Here is an 18,159-nt window from a genome sequence, read left to right as displayed (position 1 = left end):
CCCGCATGAGCACCCCCTTGCCGACCGACACCGTGCGCGCCTACCTGCTGGGCCTGCAGGACCGCATCGTGGCCGCCTTCGAAGCCGAAGACGGCACGCCCTTTGTGCGTGACGCCTGGGTGCGCGCGCCGCACGAGCGCCTGCAGGGCGACGGTTGCTCGCGCCTGGTCGAAGAAGGGCGCGTGCTGGAACGCGGGGGCTGCAACTTCTCGCACGTGAAGGGCCCGCAGCTGCCGCCTTCGGCCACGCAGCACCGGCCCGAGCTGGCGGGGTGCCCCTTCGAGGCCATGGGCGTGTCGCTGGTGTTTCACCCGCGCAACCCCTATGCGCCCACCGTGCACATGAACGTGCGCATGCTGGCGGCCCACAAGGCCGATGGCGAGGTGGTGGCCTGGTTTGGCGGCGGCATGGACCTCACCCCCAGCTACGGTTTCGAAGAAGACGCCGTGCATTTCCACCAGGTGTGCAAGGACGCGCTGGCCCCGTTCGGTGCGGACAAACACCCACGCTTCAAACAGTGGTGCGACGAGTACTTCTTCCTCAAGCACCGCAACGAGGCGCGGGGCGTGGGCGGCATCTTCTTCGACGACTTCTCTGAAGCCGGCTTCGAGGGCGGTTTTGCCATGATCCGTTCGGTGGGCGATGCCTTCACCCAGGCCTACATGCCCATTTTGCAGCGCCGCAAGGCCACGCCCTATGGCGAGCGCGAACGTGATTTCCAGGCCTATCGCCGCGGCCGTTACGTCGAGTTCAACCTGGTGTGGGACCGCGGCACGCTGTTCGGCCTGCAATCGGGCGGTCGCACCGAAAGCATTTTGATGTCGATGCCGCCCATCGTGAAGTGGCGCTACGACTGGCACCCCGAGCCGGGCACGCCCGAGGCGCGCCTGTACACCGACTTCCTGCCCGCGCGGGACTGGGTGTGAGCCTGGGCGCTCGCAAGCTGGGCCTGATGGGGGGCAGTTTCGACCCCGTGCACCAGGCCCATGTGGCCCTGGCCACCACGGCCTTGCAGCACTTGGCGCTCGAAGCCGTGCATTGGGTGCCTGTGGGACAGCCCTGGCAGAAGACTCGCCAGCTGGCCCCGGCCGAACACCGGCTGGCCATGGTGCGGGCGGCCACGCAGCACGAGCCGCGCTTCGTGGTCGATGACATCGAATTGCGTCGCAGTGGCCCTTCGTACACGCTCGACACCGTGCAGGCCCTGCAAGTGCAGCATCCACAGGCCCAGTGGCGCCTGATCATCGGGCAGGACCAGTACGCCAACCTGCACACCTGGCATGGCTGGCAAGACCTGCTGGCCCGGGTCACGCTGGCCGTGGCCTGCCGTGGCGATCAACGGCCGCAGCCTTCGGCCACCTTGGCGGCCCATCCGCATCGCGTGGAGGTCCTGCCCATGCCGCCCATGAACCTGTCTTCCACCGACATTCGGGCGCGACTGGCCCGCGGTGAACGTGCACAAACCCTCGCTCCAGCGATGGTCTCCGAGACCGTCGCAGGCTATATTGACAACCACCACCTCTACGCCCCAGGGCACACACACCTGCATGGACATCCGTAAACTGCAACGCGCCATCGTCGATGGCCTGGAAGACGTCAAGGCTCAGGACATCGTCGTCTACAACACCGAGCACCTGTCGCCGCTGTTCGAGCGCGTCGTGATCGCCTCCGGCACGTCCAACCGCCAGACCAAGGCCTTGGCCTCCAGCGTGCGCGAGTCGGTGAAAGCCGCCGGCTTCCAGGTGATCCGCACCGAGGGTGAATCCAACGGCGAATGGATCATCGTGGACTGCGGCGCCGCCGTCGTGCACGTGATGCAGCCCGTGATCCGCCAGTACTACCAGCTCGAAGAGATCTGGGGCGAGAAGCCCGTGGCGATCGCGACCAAGGCCGTCAAGAAGGGCCTGGTCAAGGCGTCGGAGCCCATGGACGAAGAGCCCAAGCCGGCCAAGAAGGGCAAGGCCAAGGCGGCTGAAGAACCGGCCGCCAAGCCCGCAGCCCGCAAGGTGGCGGCTCGCAAGACCACGGCCAAGGCCGAGGCGCTGGCCCGTCCGACCGCCAAGCCTGCGGCCAAGAATGCTGCCAAGAAGACGGCCGCCAAGCCTGCAGCCAAGACGGCCGCCAAACCTGTTGCCAAGAAGCCTGCCGCCAAGAAGGCCGTGGTCACCAAGGTGGTGGTCAACGAGCCGGTGGTGCGCAAGGTTGCCGCCAAGAAAGCCGCACCCAAGGTGGCTGCCAAGCCCGTGGCCGTGAAGAAGGTCGCGGCCAAGAAGGTGGCTGCCCCGAAGGTTGCCCCCAAAGCAGCACCCAAAGCAGCACCCAAAGCAGCCCCCAAAACCACCGCCGCCAAGCCGGCCGTGAAGAAGGTAGCCGCCAAGAAGGCTGCTCCCGCGGCCAAGAAGGTTGTGGCTCGCAAGGTGGCGGCCAAGAAGACCGCCCGCTGACCCTTGCCCACCCCCACGCCTGCCCTGGCAGCGGCCTGACGCCGTGGCCGCGGCAGGCGGTTCATTTTCTGGCCCATGAAGCTCACCGTCGTCACCATCGGACACCGCCTGCCCGACTGGGCCCAGGAGGCCTGCGAGGATTACCTCAAGCGCTTCCCGCCCGACTGGAAGGTCGAAGTCAAGGCCCTGAAGGCCGAACCCCGCGAAGGCAAACCCGTCGAGGCCATCATGAGGGCTGAGGCGGCCAAGATGGAAGCGGCCATGGACAAAGGCGTGCGCCGGGTCATCCTCGACGAACGCGGCGCCCGCCTGACCAGTGTGCAGCTGGCCGAGCGCGCCGAAGCCTGGCTGCACGACGGCCGTGATGTGGTCTTCGTCATCGGGGGCGCCGACGGCATCGACCCGGCCCTCAAGCAGACCGCCGACGAAGCCATCCGCCTCTCGGACATGACCTTGCCGCATGCGCTGGCCCGCGTGCTGCTGCTTGAGCAGCTCTACCGGGCCTGGTCGCTGCGCAACAATCACCCGTACCATCGGGCCTGATCACCCCATTTCGTGCCTGTTCCGCCCGTGACCGCGCCATTCATCTACCTGGCTTCCCAAAGCCCCCGCCGTCGCCAGTTGCTCGACCAGATCGGCGTGGCCCACCGCCTGCTGTTGCCCGATGCGCATGAAGATGCAGAGGCCCTGGAGGCCGAGCGCCCTGGCGAATCACCCGACGACTACGTGCGCCGCGTGACCCTGGCCAAGCACGAGGCCGCGCAGGCCCGCCTGCAACGCCGCATGGCCACCGAGGGTTGGCCGCAGGCGCCCGTGCTGTGTGCCGACACCACCGTGTGCCTGGGCCCGCAGATTCTGGGCAAGCCGCAAGATGCCGACGACGCCCGCCGCATGCTCGGCCTGCTGTCGGGCCAGTCACACCGCGTGCTCACGGCCGTGGTGGTGAATGGCCAGCTGAAGGTGTCTGAATCGGTGGTGACCTGGCGTGTGCTGCAGGCCGACGAGATCGACCGCTACGTGGCCAGCGGCGAGCCCCATGGCAAGGCCGGTGCGTATGCGGTGCAGAGCCAGGCCGCCGCCTGGATGCAGCGCATGGACGGCAGTTACAGCGGCATCATGGGCCTGCCCTTGTTCGAAACCGCCGAACTGCTGCGCCCCCTGGGCTGGCAGTTCTGACGCCTTCTGGTGCCCCATGCCCTCAGCCCATCCAGCTCAAGCCCATCTTTTGCCCCCTGACTCCGGTGCCTGGCCCGGCCGCGTGCTGCTGGCGGGCGGCACTGGCGCGGTGGGACAGCAGTTGCTGGTCCGCCTGGCCACTCACCCCGGAGTGTCTGCGCTGAAGGTGTTGCTGCGCCGCCCCTTCCCGCTGCCAGCAGGTGCACAAGCCCTGCACACCAGCTGGCAGGACCTGGCCGAGCACCCCGAGTGGTTCCAGGTCGACACTGTGTTTTGCGCCTTGGGCACCACCATCCGCCAGGCCGGCTCGCAAGAGGCCTTTCGTCAGGTCGACCACGACCATGTGCTGGCCCTGGCGCGCCACGCCAAGGCCCAGGGGGTGCGCCAGTTCCTGGTGGTCAGCGCGCTGGGCGCCGACGCCGCCAGCCGCGTGTTCTACAACCGCGTCAAGGGCGAGATGGAGCAAGGCCTGGCGGCCATCGGCTTTGAATCGCTCACCGTGGCCCAGCCCTCGCTGCTGCTGGGCGAGCGTGCCGAGTTTCGCCTGGGCGAGCACCTGGGGCAATGGGGCAGCCGCCTCGCCGGGGGGCTGATGCCGGCCCGCTACCGCCCGGTGCACGTGGCCCAGGTGGCCGCTGGCTTGGTCGACGCCAGCCAGCATCCGCAGCGCGGTCTGCATGTGCTCGACAACATCCAATTGAGGAAGAACCCCGCACCATGAGCCATTCGCATGACATCCTGATCAACTGGGCACCGCAGGAAACCCGCGTGGCCATCATCGAAGGTGGCGCCGTGCAGGAGTTGCACGTCGAGCGAGCCCTTGAGCGGGGCCTGGTGGGCAACATTTACGTGGGCAAGGTGGTGCGCGTGCTGCCAGGCATGCAGTCGGCCTTCATCGACATCGGTCTGGAGCGCGCGGCCTTCCTGCACGTGGCCGACCTGCACACCGAAGCCGGGCAGGGCGGGGCGGGCAAGCCGCCGCGCAACGAGCCGCCCGTGCCCATCGAAAAGCGCCTGCACGAAGGCCAGACCCTGATGGTGCAGGTGCTGAAAGACCCGATCGGCACCAAAGGTGCACGCCTGACCTCGCAGATCAGCGTGGCCGGCCGCATGCTGGTGTACCTGCCGCAAGACGACCACATCGGCATTTCGCAGAAGATCGGCTCGCCCGAAACCCGCGAGCAGCTGCGCGAACGCATGGTGCAGCTGACCCAGGCGGCCGCCCAGGTCGACGGGCGCCCGGCCGGCGGCTACATCCTGCGCACCAACGCCGAAGAAGCCACCGACACCGAGCTGCAGGCCGACATCGCCTACCTGCGCAAGACCTGGCTGGCCGTGCGCGAGCGGGGCCTGAAATCCCCGCCCGGGCAGCTGGTGTACCAGGAGCTGAGCCTGGTGCAGCGCGTGCTGCGCGACCTGGTCACCGAAACCACGCAGACCATCCGCATCGACTCGCGCGAGCAGTTCGAGCTGCTGCAGGCCTTCGGGCAGGAGTACAGCCCCTCGGCCGTGGGGCGCCTGGCGCTGTACCGCGGCGAGCGCCCCATCTTCGACCTCTACAACATCGACACCGAGATCCAGCGAGCACTGGCACGCCGGGTCGATCTGAAATCGGGCGGCTACCTCATCATCGACCAGACCGAGGCCCTGACCACCATCGACGTCAACACGGGCGGCTATGTGGGTGCCCGCAATTTCGACGAAACCATCTTCAAGACCAATCTGGAAGCTGCGCACGCCATTGCGCGGCAACTGCGTCTGCGCAACCTGGGCGGCATCATCATCGTCGACTTCATCGACATGGGGCGCGAAGAGCACCGCGACAGCGTGCTGGCCGAGTTGCGCAAACAGATGGCCCGCGACCGCACCAAGGGCACCCTCAGCGGGTTCTCGCAACTGGGCCTGGTCGAGATGACGCGCAAGCGCACGCGCGAATCGCTGGCGCACATGCTGTGCACGCCATGTCCCACGTGCGACGGCCGTGGCCAGGTGCGCACCGCCCGTACCACCTGTTACGACATCCTGCGCGAGATCCTGCGCGAAGCCCGACAATTCAACCCCAAGGAGTTCCGCGTGGTGGCGCATTCCACGGTGGTCGAGATGCTGCTCGACGAGGAAAGCCAGCACCTGGCGGGCCTCAGCGACTTCATCGGCAAGCCCATCTCGCTGCAGTCGGAGCCTTCCTTGTCGCCCGAGCAGTACGACATCGTGCTGCTCTGAGCCCTGCAGTCGGCGCCCTGTGTGAACCTGCGTGAAGCCGCAGGCTCCGGTACCATTGCGGGTTTCTGCTGAACCGACCCTGAACGATCCATGCGTCTGCTGTCCTCGCGTGTCTTGCCTGAACCCCTCAGCCAGCCTCTGGCCTTCGCCCGCAGGCGCAGCCTGAAGGCCCTGGTCGCCAGCGCGCTGCTGGGCCCGGCGCTGGCCTGGCAGCTGCCAGCACACGCCCAGTTCAAGGTCGAAATCAGCGGCGTGGGGGCCACCCAGATCCCCGTGGCCATGGGCAAGTTCCGCGACGAAAACCGCTCGCCGCAGCCGATTGCGGCCATCGTGCGGGCCGACCTGGAGCGCAGCGGCCTGTTCAAGATGCTCGACGCCTCGGCCGACCGCCTCGACGAGGCCTCGCGCCCCGCACTGCCCGAATGGCGCAGCAAGGGTGTCGATGCCCTGGTGGCCGGCTCGGTGTCGCCCCTGGCCGATGGCCGCTTCGATGTGCGTTACCGCCTGTGGGACACGCTCAAGGCCAAGGACCAGGGCGGCCGCAGCCTGGTGGTGCCCGCTGGTGACCTGCGCCTGGCCGCGCACCGCATTGCCGACGACATCTACGAGCAGCTCACGGGCGAGAAGGGGGTGTTTGCCACCCGCATCGCCTACGTCAACAAGGCGGGCAAGCAGTACACCCTGCTGGTGGCCGATGCCGACGGCGAAAACGCCCAGCCTGCGCTGTCCAGCCGCCAGCCCATCATCTCGCCGAGCTGGTCGCCCGACGGTCGCCAGCTGGCCTATGTGTCTTTCGAGCATGGCAAGGCCACGGTGATCGGCCAGGACGTGCTGACCGGCCAGCGCCGCATCCTGGCCAATTTCAAGGGCTCCAACAGCGCCCCGGCCTGGTCCCCCGATGGCCGGCAGCTGGCCGTGACCCTCAGCCAGGACGGCCTGTCGCAGCTGTACCTGATCAGCACCGAAGGCGGCATCGTGCGCCGCCTCACGCAGAGCAACAGCATCGACACCGAAGCCACCTTCGCGCCCGATGGCCAGTCGGTCTACTTCGTGAGCGACCGGGGCGGCAGCCCGCAGATCTACCGCGTGCCCACCAGCGGTGGCAGCGCCCAGCGCGTGACGTTTTCGGGCGGCTACAACGTGTCGCCCGCCATCAGCCCCGACGGGAAATGGCTGGCCTACATCGGCCAGGTCAGCGGCGCCTTCCGTGTGCACCTGATGAACCTGGCCAGCGGCGAGGTGCGTGTGCTGACCGACACCCGCGACGACGAACGCCCCAGCTTTGCCCCCAACAGCCGGCTCATCATTTACGCCACGCGCTCGCAAGGCCGTGACGTGCTGATGACCACCTCGCTCGATGGCCGCATCAAGGCCACCCTGACCACCTCGGCCGCTGACGTCCGGGAACCCGTGTGGGGCCCAGGCGTGGTCAGCCGACCGTGATCTCCTTTTCCTGTGATTTCATCTGAAACCGACGGCGTTTTCGCGCTGGAGCTTCCCACCATGACCATTCGCACATCCACTGCCCTGACCCTGATCACCGCCGCTGCCCTGCTGACCCTGGGCGGTTGTGCCTCGCGCGTCAAGCTCGACGACAGCAAGGCCGCGCCCATCGTCGATTCGTCGTCCACCCGCAGCGTGGACGCCAACGCCGGCGCTTCGTCGGCCGTGGCCCCCGTGGTGACCACCCCCGCCGAGACCGTGGACCCGGCCGCCAGCCTGGCCAAGGTCATCTACTTCGACTACGACAGCTACGTGGTCAAGCCCGAGTACAACGGCACCCTGGACGGCTACGCCAAGCTGCTGGGCAACAAATCGCGCCGCCTGACCATCGAAGGCCACACCGATGCCCGCGGCAGCCGCGAATACAACCTGGCTCTGGGCCAGAAGCGTGCGCAGGCCACCGCCAAGGCCCTGGGCCTGCTGGGCGTGCCCGCCGAGCAGGTGGAAGCCGTGAGCTTCGGCAAGGAGCGCCCTGCTGTGGAAGGCGCCACCGAAGAGGCCTACGCCAAGAACCGTCGCGCTGAATTCAAGACCCGCTGAGCATGAACGCCGTGTTGCGCCCCTTGATGATGGCGGTGCTGGCCCTGGCGGCCACCACCAGCCAGGCTGGCCTGTTCGAGGATGACGACGCCCGTCGGGCCATCCTGGAGCTGCGCCAACAACGCACCCAGGATCAGGAGGCGCTCACGGCGCGCCTGAACGCACTGAGCGCTCAGATCGACACCTTGCGCCGCAGCCTGCTGGACATGAACGCCCAGATCGAGCTCCTGCGCGGTGACCTCGCCACCCAGCGGGGGCAAAACGAGTTGCTGGCCCGCGACCTGTCCGACGTCCAGCGTCGACAGAAGGATCTGCAGCAGGGCGTGGACGAGCGCATCAGCAAGTTCGAGCCGCAGCCCGTCACGCTCGACGGCAAGACCTTCACGGCCGACCCGGACGAGAAGAAGGCCTTTGAAGATGCGCTGGCCCGACTGAGGCAGGCCGACTTCGCCGGCGGCGCCAAAGACCTGCAAGCCTTCCTGGCCAAGTACCCCAAGACCGGTTATCGCGAGTCGACCCTGTACTGGCTGGGCAATGCCTTTTACGGTCTGCGCGAGCACAAGGACGCCATCGTGCAGTTCAAGGCCTTGTTGAACCTGGCCCCTCAGCACATGCGCGCACCCGAGGCCCTGCTGTCGATCGCCAACTGCCAGAGCGAGCTGAAAGACAGCAAGGCCGCCCGCAAGTCGCTGGAAGACCTGGTCAAGGCCTATCCGGACGCCGAAGCCGCGCAAGTGGCCCGTGAGCGTCTGGCCGCCAGCCCGGCGCCGACCGCATCGGGCAAGGCCCGCTGACGTGAGCCTGCCGCACACCAGCCCGGAGCTTGCACCGGGTGTTGCACCCGATGCCGCGCCGTACGATGCCGATCTGGAGCGTCGTTTCGGCGGTCTGCGCCGCCTGTACGGCGCTGCCGCCTACGACCGCCTGCGCACGCTGCGCCTGGCGGTGGTGGGGGTGGGCGGTGTGGGCTCCTGGGCGGCCGAGGCCCTGGCCCGCAGTGGCGTGGCCTGCCTGGTGCTGATCGACATGGACCATGTGGCCGAGTCCAACATCAACCGCCAGATCCAGGCGCTGACCCACACCGTGGGCCAGGCCAAGATCGAGGCGCTGCGCGAGCGCGTGGCGCACATCCACCCAGGCTGCGAGGTGGTGCCGGTCGATGATTTCGTCGACGAAGACAATGTGGCGCACCTGCTGGCGCAGGGGCCGCTGGACGGCGTGATCGACTGCTGCGATCAGGTGCGCGCCAAGGCAGCGCTGGCGGCCTGGGGCCGTGAACACGGCGTGCCCGTGGTGACCGTGGGCGCGGCCGGTGGCAAGTTGCGGCCGCATGCCATCGAGGTGGCCGACCTGGCCGACGTGACCCATGACCCTCTCTTGGCCAGCCTGCGCCAGCGTTTGCGTCAGCGCCATGGGGGTGCACGCAAGGGTACCATGGGCCTGACCTGCGTGTTTTCACGCGAGTCAGTGCGTCCACCACAAGACGCGGCCTGCAGCACCGACGGCAGTCTGAACTGCCACGGCTACGGCTCCAGCGTGACCGTCACGGCGAGCTTCGGCATGAGCGCCGCAGCCGTGTTGTTGAACCAGGTGCTGGCGAAAGCTTGAAAACTCGGTATATAATTTAAGGCTCGATGGGTCGTTAGCTCAGTCGGTAGAGCAGCGGACTTTTAATCCGTTGGTCGCAGGTTCGAATCCTGCACGACCCACCATCGAGACTGAAGTGCGCACTTCAGTGCCTGTCAAAAAAATCAAGAATTTGATTGACAGCATCAAAAAGCGTGCTATAGTTCAAATCTTCGCTGATTAATCAAATTCAGTGAAACGCAACAAGACATCGGCATCGATCGTTGTCAAAAGTGCGGGCTCTTAGCTCAGTTGGTAGAGCAGCGGACTCTTAATCCGTAGGTCGAGTGTTCGAGTCACTCAGGGCCCACCAAAAATTCGAAAAGAAATCAAAGGCTTGCACGAAAGTGCAGGCCTTTTTTCTTGTCCAGTACGGCCCATTCGCGGACATTGGCACCAAAGCGGTACCTCGTGTCGGGCCAATCAGTGGCCAACGCGCGTCCAGTCAAATGGCCGTTCTGGCGGCGTCTGCGCCATCTGTCGCGACACATGCTGACCGAGCCACACGCAGCCCAGCACGGCGGCCGAGCCCCATGCCAGCCCCCACAGTGGCGGCAGGCCGAAGCGAAGCAGGGCGCGCGCGCCGGGCCACCACAAGGCCAGCAGCAAGGCGGTGCAGGCCACAGCCGCCACGCCCCACAGTGCCCTTGCGCTGGGCTGGAACCACACCCGCCAGCCCAGCCCAGCCCGGCGTGGGCATTGAGCGCGCCCATCAGCCCCAGGGCCGGGTCTCGCGGCGGGTGTTGCATCAGGGCCGGGTGTTCGGGAGCGCCTTCAAACGCCAGGGTGCAGACCGGGTCGATCACCAGCTGCGTGAGCACGATGTGCGCGGGCAGCAGCATGGGGGGCAGGCCCAGCAGCATGGGCAACAGCGCCAGGCCCGCGATGGGCACGTGGATGGCGGTGATGTAGACCATCACGTGGCGCAGGTTGTCGACGATGCGCCGCCCCATGCGCACACCGCCCACGATGCGCGAGAAGTTTTCGTCCAGCAGCACCAGGCCCGCGGCCTCGCGTGCCACGTCGGTGCCGCGCACGCCCATCGCGATGCCGATGTGGGCGGCCTTCAGCGCCGGGGCATCGTTGATCCCGTCGCCGGTCATGGCCACCACCTCGCCACGCGCCTGGAAGGCCTGGATCAGGCGCAGCTTCTGTTCCGGCGTGACCCGCGCAAACACCCGCACCTTGGCCACCGCTTGCACCAGCTCTGCGGCAGGCATGGTGGCCAGATGCTGCCCCGTGAGCACCCCGCCGTCCACCGAGATGCCGGCCTGTTGGGCGATGGCCCGGGCCGTGTCGGCGTGGTCGCCGGTGATCATGGCCACGCCGATGCCCGCCTGGTGGGCCAGTGCCACCGACGCGGGCACGCCTTCGCGCAGGGGGTCTTCAAAAGCGAGCAGGCCCAGCCACCGGAAAGGCAGGGCAGTCAGGGGGGCGTCATCGGGCTGCGTTGGGGGGCACTCGGCTTGCGCCACGGCCAGCACCCGCAAGCCCCGGGCGGCCAGGGCGCTCACGCAGGCCAGGTGCCGGGCCTGCTCGGCGGGGGCCAGGCGGCACAGGCCGAAGATGGCCTCGGGCGCGCCTTTGCTGGCCACATGGCGTGCGCCCGACGGCGTGTGCCACACCTGCGTCATGGCCAGCAGGGCAGGGGTCACGGGGTGCTCGCGCAACAGGGTCCAGTCGGGGTGCAGGCGTGCACTGCTGGCTAGCGTGGCATCGCCCTGGTGGATCAGGGCCTGGTCCATCGGGTCGGCACTGCCGCGGCGCGAGGCCAGCACGGCATGCTCCAGCAGCGTGGCCAGTGACTCCGGTAGCGGTGGCGGCGAGTTCCGGGCGCCTTCGGTCAGGTCGAGGGCTTGCTCGGGGCCCACCAGTTGCCGCAGCCGCATGCGGTTTTCCGTGAGGGTGCCGGTCTTGTCGACGCACAGCAAGGTGGTGGCGCCCAGGGCTTCGATCACGGCCGGACGCCGCGCCAGCACCTTCACCTTGGCCAGCCGCCAGGCGCCCAGGGCCAGGAACACGGTCAGGGCCATGGGGAATTCTTCGGGCGCCACCAGCGCATGGCCTGCCACCACCAGGGTGCCGGCGTGCACGGTGTTGTCGGTGGTGGCCACGCCCTTGCTCACGGGCACCGACTCGCCGGTCAGCAGTGATTCGTCCACGGCCAGGTGAGTGGCCTGCAGCAGCCGGCCATCGGCAGCCACCCGCTCGCCCTCGCTGACCAGCAGCACGTCGCCGGGCACCAGGTCGCGCGAGGCGATGCGCTGCTCGATGCCCTGCCGCCGCACACGCACGCTGGGGGCCGACAAGGTGCGCAGCGCGTCGAGCGCACGCTCGCTGCGCCGTTCCTGGAACACCACCAGGCCCAGGGTCACCAGCGCGAAGAAGGCCAGCAAAGCCCCTTCGCCCAGATCGCCCAGCACCAGGTAGATGCCTGCGGCCGCCAGCATCAGCATGAACATGGGCTCTGAGCCGATGTGCCGCAGGGTGCTCAGCAGGCCGCGGCGTTCGGCATCGTCGAGCTGGTTGGGGCCGTGGGCGCGCAGACGCTGAAGGGCCTCCTGCGGGCTCAGGTCGGCTGGGGCGTCTGGCGTGCTCATGAACCCAGTGTGGGCAGCCCTGCGCAGGCTGTCACGCAAGCACCGGTGACAAATCATTGTCATATCCCTGTTCAAGGGGGTGCGCAGAGTCGTTCAGACTGCTGACTGCTTCACGGGACAAATGCACGCCAGACGCTGGCTCGACCATGGCGCCCGGTGCGTTCGGGCGTGACTTCGCCCCAAGATGCCTTCGATGGCGTTTGGCGAGCCCGTTGCATGGGGTGTGGCATGCGTCGTCGCGGACAACGTGGGATGAATGCTGTGGACGCAATGCTGCGATTTCTTCTGGTCGATGTGGATGGCACCCTGGCCGTGGACCAGGTCCTGCCGGCTGCCGGGGTGACAGCCGCGTGCATGTCGGTGCGCGATGAGGCAGGTGCCCGCATGGCCCTGTCGTGCGCCACTTTTGACGCCGTGATCGTGTCCGACGGGTCGGATCGGCCTCAGGCGCCTGCCTGGCTGCTGTCGCTGGGCACCGGCAAGGCACCCTTGTGGCTGGTGGTGCGTCCCGAAGCCGAGCGGGTGACCCTGCAATCGGTGCCAACAGCCGTGGCGGAGGTGTTCACCACGGCCAGCCTGTTCCGCATGCCCCATTGGCTGCACCAGCGCAAGCACCTGGTCACTCCGGCCATGATCGACGAACGCATGGCCCAGGTGGGCGACAACTGGCCGGGGGTGCTGTTGTGGTACCAGGTGTATGGCGACGGACGGCAGCGCATGCCGTTTGCATCCCCCGGCATCCATGACCTGTTCGGCTTCACACCGGAAGAGGTGCGTGAAGACTGCACCGCCGTGATGGAGCGCATCCATCCGGACGACCAGCAGCGCACCTACGCCCAGATCGCCGAGGCCATGAGCACGCTCACGCCGGCGCGGTACGACTTCCGCTTCCACAACCCCAACAAGGGCTGGCAGTGGGTGGAGAACTTCTCCAAGCCCGTGGCGCAAGCCGATGGCAGCGTGATCTGGTACGGCTTCGCGCAAGACGTGACCGAGCGCAAGAAGGTGGAAGCCGAACTTCAGGCCCACCGCGAGAACCTTCAGGCCCTGGTGGACCAGCGCACGGTGCAACTGGCCGAAGCCCAGGAGCGCGCCGAAGCGGCCAACATGGCCAAGAGTGCCTTCCTGGCCAACATGAGCCACGAGATCCGCACGCCCATGAACGCCATCCTGGGCCTGACCCACCTGTTGCAGCGCAGCGAGGTGACGCCGCAGCAGAACGAGCGCCTGGACAACATCGAAAAGGCGGCCAAGCACCTGCTGTCCATCCTGAACGACGTGCTGGACCTGTCCAAGATCGAGGCAGGCAAGCTGGAGCTTGATCTGGATGATTTCCACCTGTCGGCTGTGCTCGACCACGTGATGTCCCTGATCGCCGAAGGTGCCCGTGCCAAGGGCCTGCGTGTGGAGGTGCAAGCCAGCCCCGAGGCCTCTTGGCTGCGGGGCGATGCCACCCGCTTGCGCCAGGCCCTGCTGAACTTTGCCAGCAACGCCGTGAAGTTCACGGCCCAGGGCAGCGTGAAGCTGCGTGCCCGCGTGCTGGCTGACGAGGGAGAGGTCATGGTGGTCCGCTTCGAGGTGGAAGACACCGGCATCGGCCTGACGCCTGAGCAGCAGTCGCGCATGTTCCAGACCTTCGAACAGGCCGACGCCTCCACCACCCGGCAATTCGGTGGTACCGGCCTCGGGCTGGCCATCACCAAGCGCCTGGCCAGCCTGATGGGGGGCGACGTGGGCGTGGACAGCCGGGTGGGCCAGGGCAGCACCTTCTGGTTCACGGCCCGGCTGCAGCGTGGTCACGGCGTGCTGCCGGTGGCCGTCCCGCCCATGGCGCGCGGTACCCCCACGGGTGATGCCGAGCACGAACTGCGCCGTCTGCACACTGGAGCCCGCGTCCTGATGGCCGAAGACAACCTGATCAACCGCGAAGTGGCCCTGGAGCTGCTGCACGGCGTGGGCCTGCATGTGGACACGGCGGTCAATGGCCGTGAGGCGGTCGAGCGTGCCCAGGCGGCCGACTACGACCTGATCCTGATGGACATGCAAATGCCCGAACTCGACGGCTTGCAGGCGGCCGGCGAGATTCGCAAGATGAGACGGCATGCGCACACGCCCATCGTGGCCATGACGGCCAATGCCTTCCTAGAAGACCGCATGGCCTGCCTGGCCGTGGGCATGAACGACCACATCAGCAAGCCGGTCGACCCTCGCACGCTCTACGCCAAGCTGCTGCAGGCCCTGGGCCCCATGCCCACCCAGCCGCAGGCCCCAGGGCCCGGTGGCCATGGGCGGGCCCCCGGGGCGGCCTCCGCTGCAGGCCCATCGCGACTGGCTCGTCTGGCGGGCATCCCCGGGCTGAACGTGGCCCAGGGCATGGGCTTTGCCGGCGACAACGCCGAGCTGTACCTGCGCCTGTTGCCAGTGTTCACCGAGCGCCATGCCGGCGATGCCCAGCAGATGCGCCACCGTTGGGCCCATGGCGACGTGGAGGGCGTGGGCCAGCTGGCGCACGCCCTGAAGTCGGTGGCCGGCAGCCTGGGCGCCACCGACCTGCACACGGCCACCGAAGCGCTGGAGCATGCCGCAGGGCGCAAGGCCGCGCCTGAGCGCGTGGTCGAGTTGATCGACGAGGTGGGGCGCCACCTCGACCACCTCATGGCCGAGTTGCAGGGAGCACTCACGGCCGCGGCCTGAACCCCTTGCCCCCCGTGATACCCTCGCACCGGCCTCAGGCCCGTGCAGTCACGGGCGGCCGTTCCTGTGACCTTGCACACCCTTTCCGATTTGCGCGCAGGCCGCCTGACCGGCCTGAACCGGCTGAACCTGGCCGAGGGCCTGACCGAGTTGCCCCGCGAGGTGCTGGCCCTGGCCGACACGCTGGAGGTGCTCAACCTCAGTGGCAATGCGCTGCACAGCCTGCCCGACTGGCTGCCCGAGTTGCGGCACCTGAAGGTGCTGTTCTGCTCGGACAACCGCTTCACGCGCGTGCCCGAGGTGGTAGGGGCCTGCCCGCAACTGACCATGGTGGGCTTCAAGAGCAACCAGATCACCGAGGTGCCGGCCAGCAGCCTGCCCGCACGCCTGCGCTGGCTGATCCTGACGGGTAACCGCATCGAAGCCTTGCCCGACACCCTGGGCCAGCGGCCTGCCCTGGAAAAGCTGGCCCTGGCCGGCAACCGCCTGAGCCACCTGCCCGACACCCTGGCAGGGGCCCCGAACCTGGCGCTGATGCGCCTGTCGGCCAACGCCTTCGAGGCCTTTCCCGACTGGCTGTTCGACCTGCCGGCCCTGTGCTGGCTGGCCCTGGCCGGCAACCCGGCCACGCAGGCGCTGGAGCAGTCGCGGCGGGCACAGGCGGCGCGGGCCGCTGACTTGCCTCGCGTGCCCTTCAGTGCCTTGCAGTGGGGCGCCTTGCTGGGCGAAGGCGCCTCGGGCCACATCCACCAGGTGGCCTGGCCGCCGACACCCCAGCACCCGCAGGGCGAAGCCCTGGCGCTGAAGGTGTTCAAGGGCGAGTTGACCAGCGACGGCTGGCCCGACAGCGAACTGACCGCCTGCCTGAGCGTGTCACCGCACCCCAACCTGATCGGCGTGAAGGGCTTGCTGCAGGGGCATCCGCAGGGCCGTGACGGCCTGTTCATGCCCCTGGTGCCCGCTGACCATCAGGCCCTGGCCGGCCCGCCCAGCCTGGCCAGCTGCTCACGTGACGTGTACCCCGCAGACCGCGCCTGGCCCTTGCGCGAGGCCTGGCAGATGGCGCACGACACGGCTTCGGCCTTGGCGCACCTGCACGCGCAAGGCTGGATGCATGGTGACTTTTACGCCCACAACCTGATGTGGCGCGCTGGTGCGCCTTTGCGACTGGGCGATTTCGGCGCGGCCACGCCCTTCGATGAAGCCGACACCGCGCAGGCGGGCCGCATGGCCGCGCTGGAGGTGCGGGCCTGGGGCCATTTCCTGCACGAGCTGCTGTCGCATGTGGTGCCCCCTGCTGGCGCCGCCGTGCCGGAGGGCTGGTGGTCGCTGCACCGGGCCTGCGTGGGCCCTGTGGGCCAGCGGCCTGGCTGGGCAGCGGTGCTGCAGCACCTGCAGGCGCTGCGCCCTTGAACCCCGCGCAGGGGGGCGTACGTTCAGCCCTTGGTGCGCGCCGCGAAGGCGAAATCGGGCAGGGCCAGCATGGCCTCGGCCACGTCCACCAGGCGGCGGTTCTGGTCCATGGCGGTTTTCTGCAAAGTGCGGAAGGCCACGTCTTCGGTCATGCCCAGGCGGTTCATCAGCAAGCCCTTGGCACGGTCGATCACCTTGCGGTCGTTCAGGGCGCGGCGTGCGGCCGCCAGCTCGGCCTCCATCTTGCCAAGGCGTGCGGTTTGCGCTTCCAGCAGATCGACCAGCGAGGTGCGGGCCTGCTCGCCTGCGCCTGCTTCACCGGTCGGAGGGGGCGTGATCACCGGGGCCGCCTGCGGGGTCTGCTGCGTGTCGAAGAAGCGATCGACCGCGTGGGTGTGGGCTGGCGGGTTGTCGCGCAACTGGCGCAGCAGGCCTTCGGTGTCGCTGAGGTCTTGCCGGGCGCGCTCGATCTGCTGGCTGCAGTCGGCGCGCATTTGCGCGGTCAGGGCGCATTGCAGCTGCCACAGTTCGTCGATGCGCTCGCTGCACACGCTGAACCAGGCGTCGCTCTGGCCCGCGTCGAGCGGGGTGTCGGCGCGCGCCGTACACAGGGTGCGGCGCAGGCGCTCCAGCTGGGCCGAGCCACTGCTGAGCTGGTGCTGGGCCCAGCGCGCCTTGATGTCGGGCGGGGCGAACTCGTCGAACACCTTCAGGCTGCGCTCTTGCGCGTCGATCAGGTGCACCATGCGCTGGCGGTCGCCTTCGTCCAGCTGCCCCGAGGCCAGCAGCAGGGCCCCGATGGCGCGTTCCTGCCCGGCGGCTTCCATGCCCTGCAGCAGGTGCACGCAGGCCACCAGCAGACGCGACACGCGCGGGTTCAGCGTGGCGTCGGCCACCAGGAACACCAGTTCGACCATGCCGGCCAGCAGGCGGCTGAAGGCGGCCACCGAGTCATGGGCCGACCAGGCGCGCTGGTCGACCGCCGCGCGCAGGCCGCGCAGGGCGTCGAGGTCGAGCAGCACCCAGGCCATCAGCGAGAGCATGCGGCTGGAGGCGCCCTGCTCGGGCTGGGCCTGGCGCTCGAAGGCCTCGCGCACCTGGGCTTCCAGGGCTTGCGCCTGGCCGATGGCCGCTTGCCGCACGTCGGCGAAGCGCTGGCCTCCCGAGGCCAGGTAGACGCTGGTAGCACCCCGTTCACGCTGCAGCGCGTGGATGAGCTGCCCCAGCACATCGACCAGCTCGGTGCGGCTGGCCAGGTGCTGGATGGATTCGATTTCGCGCTGGCGGGCGGCCAGCACCACTTGGGAGACGGTCAAGGGCATGGACATGATTGTGCGACGACTCCGATGGCGTGTCCCGAACCTGTGTCGGGGGTGCCCCTGCGCGACCAGGGACGACCAAAAAATCGGCACTCTGCCCCGGGCCGGTGTCGGGGAGGCAGAGTGCCGCGGGGGGCGCCATCGAGGGCGCCAGGTTTCAGCGGGGGTGGCCGCGATCTGCCCCGTCGGGCGCCTGCGTGGGCGCGGCAATCGGGTGGTGCAGTGCGGCTCTCAGTGGGCCGGGTCCGGACGGATCTCTCAGCCGAGGGTGACGAGCACCTGCCCTTGTTCAATGCGCACCTTGTGGGCGCGCACCGACCAGTCGGCGTTCTCCAGACACTCACCGGTGCGGAGGTCGAAGTGGTGCTTGTACAAAGGGGAGGCCACGACGATGCGATCACCCAGGTTGCCGACCAGGCCGCGCGAAAGCACGTTGGCGCCGTTCTTGGGGTCGATGTTGTCGATGGCGAAGAATTGATCGGTGCCCACACGGAACACCGCCACGGGCTGGCCATCGACCAGTGCACACACGCCGGTGTCGGGCACGATCTGGTCTGCAGGGCAAATGGCGATGTCGGTCATGGCGGGCGTCTTGAGGATGGCGGCACACATGGCGCGGTCCTT

16 protein-coding genes and 2 tRNA genes are annotated in these 18,159 nt (G+C 68.1%); 15 read left to right on the top strand and 3 right to left on the bottom strand.

Annotation, left to right across the window (positions count from 1 at the left end; translation table 11 throughout):
* The first annotated feature begins 5 nt into the window (after window positions 1-5).
* From hemF to EYS42_RS01645, 13 genes are all read left to right on the top strand, one after another.
* Complete coding sequence (gene hemF, locus EYS42_RS01705) at window positions 6-926, top strand: oxygen-dependent coproporphyrinogen oxidase (protein ID WP_130966128.1); 921 nt, start codon at window positions 6-8, stop codon at window positions 924-926.
* Window positions 923-1,561, top strand: coding sequence for a nicotinate-nucleotide adenylyltransferase (gene nadD, locus EYS42_RS01700; protein WP_245503458.1), 639 nt, complete (start codon window positions 923-925; stop codon window positions 1,559-1,561). The genes hemF and nadD overlap by 4 nt, the downstream gene beginning before the upstream one ends.
* The gene (gene rsfS / locus EYS42_RS01695; protein ID WP_130966127.1) at window positions 1,548-2,444 is read left to right on the top strand and encodes a ribosome silencing factor; all 897 of its coding nucleotides are present in this window, start codon (window positions 1,548-1,550) and stop codon (window positions 2,442-2,444) included. The genes nadD and rsfS overlap by 14 nt, the downstream gene beginning before the upstream one ends.
* Window positions 2,445-2,519: 75 nt before the next feature.
* Entirely contained in the window at window positions 2,520-2,987 is a 468-nt protein-coding gene (gene rlmH / locus EYS42_RS01690; RefSeq protein ID WP_130966126.1) for a 23S rRNA (pseudouridine(1915)-N(3))-methyltransferase RlmH, read from the top strand.
* A 27-nt stretch (window positions 2,988-3,014) separates the two neighbouring features.
* Window positions 3,015-3,620 (top strand): Maf family protein, encoded by a 606-nt coding sequence (locus tag EYS42_RS01685; RefSeq protein WP_130966507.1) that lies wholly within the window; start codon window positions 3,015-3,017, stop codon window positions 3,618-3,620.
* Between the two features lie 49 nt (window positions 3,621-3,669).
* On the top strand, window positions 3,670-4,341 hold the full coding sequence (locus EYS42_RS01680; protein WP_165456601.1) for an NAD(P)H-binding protein: 672 nt from the start codon (window positions 3,670-3,672) through the stop codon (window positions 4,339-4,341).
* Complete coding sequence (gene rng, locus EYS42_RS01675; RefSeq protein ID WP_130966124.1) at window positions 4,338-5,840, top strand: ribonuclease G; 1,503 nt, start codon at window positions 4,338-4,340, stop codon at window positions 5,838-5,840. Before EYS42_RS01680 ends, rng begins: the two co-directional genes overlap by 4 nt.
* Window positions 5,841-5,930: 90 nt before the next feature.
* The gene (tolB, locus tag EYS42_RS01670; RefSeq protein WP_130966123.1) at window positions 5,931-7,283 is read left to right on the top strand and encodes a Tol-Pal system beta propeller repeat protein TolB; all 1,353 of its coding nucleotides are present in this window, start codon (window positions 5,931-5,933) and stop codon (window positions 7,281-7,283) included.
* Window positions 7,284-7,343: 60 nt separating this feature from the next.
* Window positions 7,344-7,883, top strand: coding sequence for an OmpA family protein (locus tag EYS42_RS01665; protein ID WP_130966122.1), 540 nt, complete (start codon window positions 7,344-7,346; stop codon window positions 7,881-7,883).
* Window positions 7,884-7,885: 2 nt separating this feature from the next.
* Window positions 7,886-8,677, top strand: coding sequence for a tol-pal system protein YbgF (gene ybgF, locus EYS42_RS01660; protein ID WP_130966121.1), 792 nt, complete (start codon window positions 7,886-7,888; stop codon window positions 8,675-8,677).
* Between the two features lie 7 nt (window positions 8,678-8,684).
* Window positions 8,685-9,491 (top strand): tRNA threonylcarbamoyladenosine dehydratase, encoded by an 807-nt coding sequence (locus tag EYS42_RS01655; RefSeq protein ID WP_245503490.1) that lies wholly within the window; start codon window positions 8,685-8,687, stop codon window positions 9,489-9,491.
* 28 nt (window positions 9,492-9,519) lie between these two features.
* Window positions 9,520-9,595, top strand: a tRNA-Lys gene (locus tag EYS42_RS01650).
* Between the two features lie 151 nt (window positions 9,596-9,746).
* Window positions 9,747-9,822, top strand: a tRNA-Lys gene (locus tag EYS42_RS01645).
* Between the two features lie 16 nt (window positions 9,823-9,838).
* Here EYS42_RS01645 and EYS42_RS01640 read toward each other — a convergent pair.
* Window positions 9,839-12,109 carry an HAD-IC family P-type ATPase gene (locus EYS42_RS01640; protein WP_165456600.1) on the bottom strand — a complete coding sequence of 757 codons (2,271 nt, stop codon included), beginning with the start codon at window positions 12,107-12,109 and terminating at the stop codon, window positions 9,839-9,841.
* A 270-nt stretch (window positions 12,110-12,379) separates the two neighbouring features.
* Here EYS42_RS01640 and EYS42_RS01635 point away from each other — a divergent pair, with 270 nt between their 5' ends.
* Both EYS42_RS01635 and EYS42_RS01630 read left to right on the top strand, forming a co-directional pair.
* Window positions 12,380-14,803 carry a PAS domain-containing hybrid sensor histidine kinase/response regulator family protein gene (locus EYS42_RS01635; RefSeq protein ID WP_165456599.1) on the top strand — a complete coding sequence of 808 codons (2,424 nt, stop codon included), beginning with the start codon at window positions 12,380-12,382 and terminating at the stop codon, window positions 14,801-14,803.
* A gap of 66 nt (window positions 14,804-14,869) precedes the next feature.
* The gene (locus EYS42_RS01630; protein WP_425358852.1) at window positions 14,870-16,216 is read left to right on the top strand and encodes a leucine-rich repeat-containing protein kinase family protein; all 1,347 of its coding nucleotides are present in this window, start codon (window positions 14,870-14,872) and stop codon (window positions 16,214-16,216) included.
* Window positions 16,217-16,239: 23 nt separating this feature from the next.
* Here the strand turns inward: EYS42_RS01630 and EYS42_RS01625 are convergent, their stop codons facing one another.
* Together EYS42_RS01625 and nirD are read right to left on the bottom strand one after the other, a co-directional pair.
* Window positions 16,240-17,538: a nitrate- and nitrite sensing domain-containing protein gene (locus EYS42_RS01625; protein WP_130966116.1), complete on the bottom strand. Its 1,299-nt coding sequence runs from the start codon at window positions 17,536-17,538 to the stop codon at window positions 16,240-16,242.
* A 255-nt stretch (window positions 17,539-17,793) separates the two neighbouring features.
* Window positions 17,794-18,147, bottom strand: a complete 354-nt coding sequence (nirD, locus tag EYS42_RS01620; RefSeq protein ID WP_425358851.1) for a nitrite reductase small subunit NirD — start codon at window positions 18,145-18,147, stop codon at window positions 17,794-17,796.
* Between the last annotated feature and the right edge of the window lie 12 nt (window positions 18,148-18,159).

The sequence above is a fragment of the Aquabacterium lacunae genome, from assembly GCF_004310865.1.
Taxonomy (GTDB): Bacteria; Pseudomonadota; Gammaproteobacteria; order Burkholderiales; family Burkholderiaceae_C; genus Aquabacterium; species Aquabacterium lacunae.
This window is presented reverse-complemented; position numbering and strand designations above follow the sequence as displayed.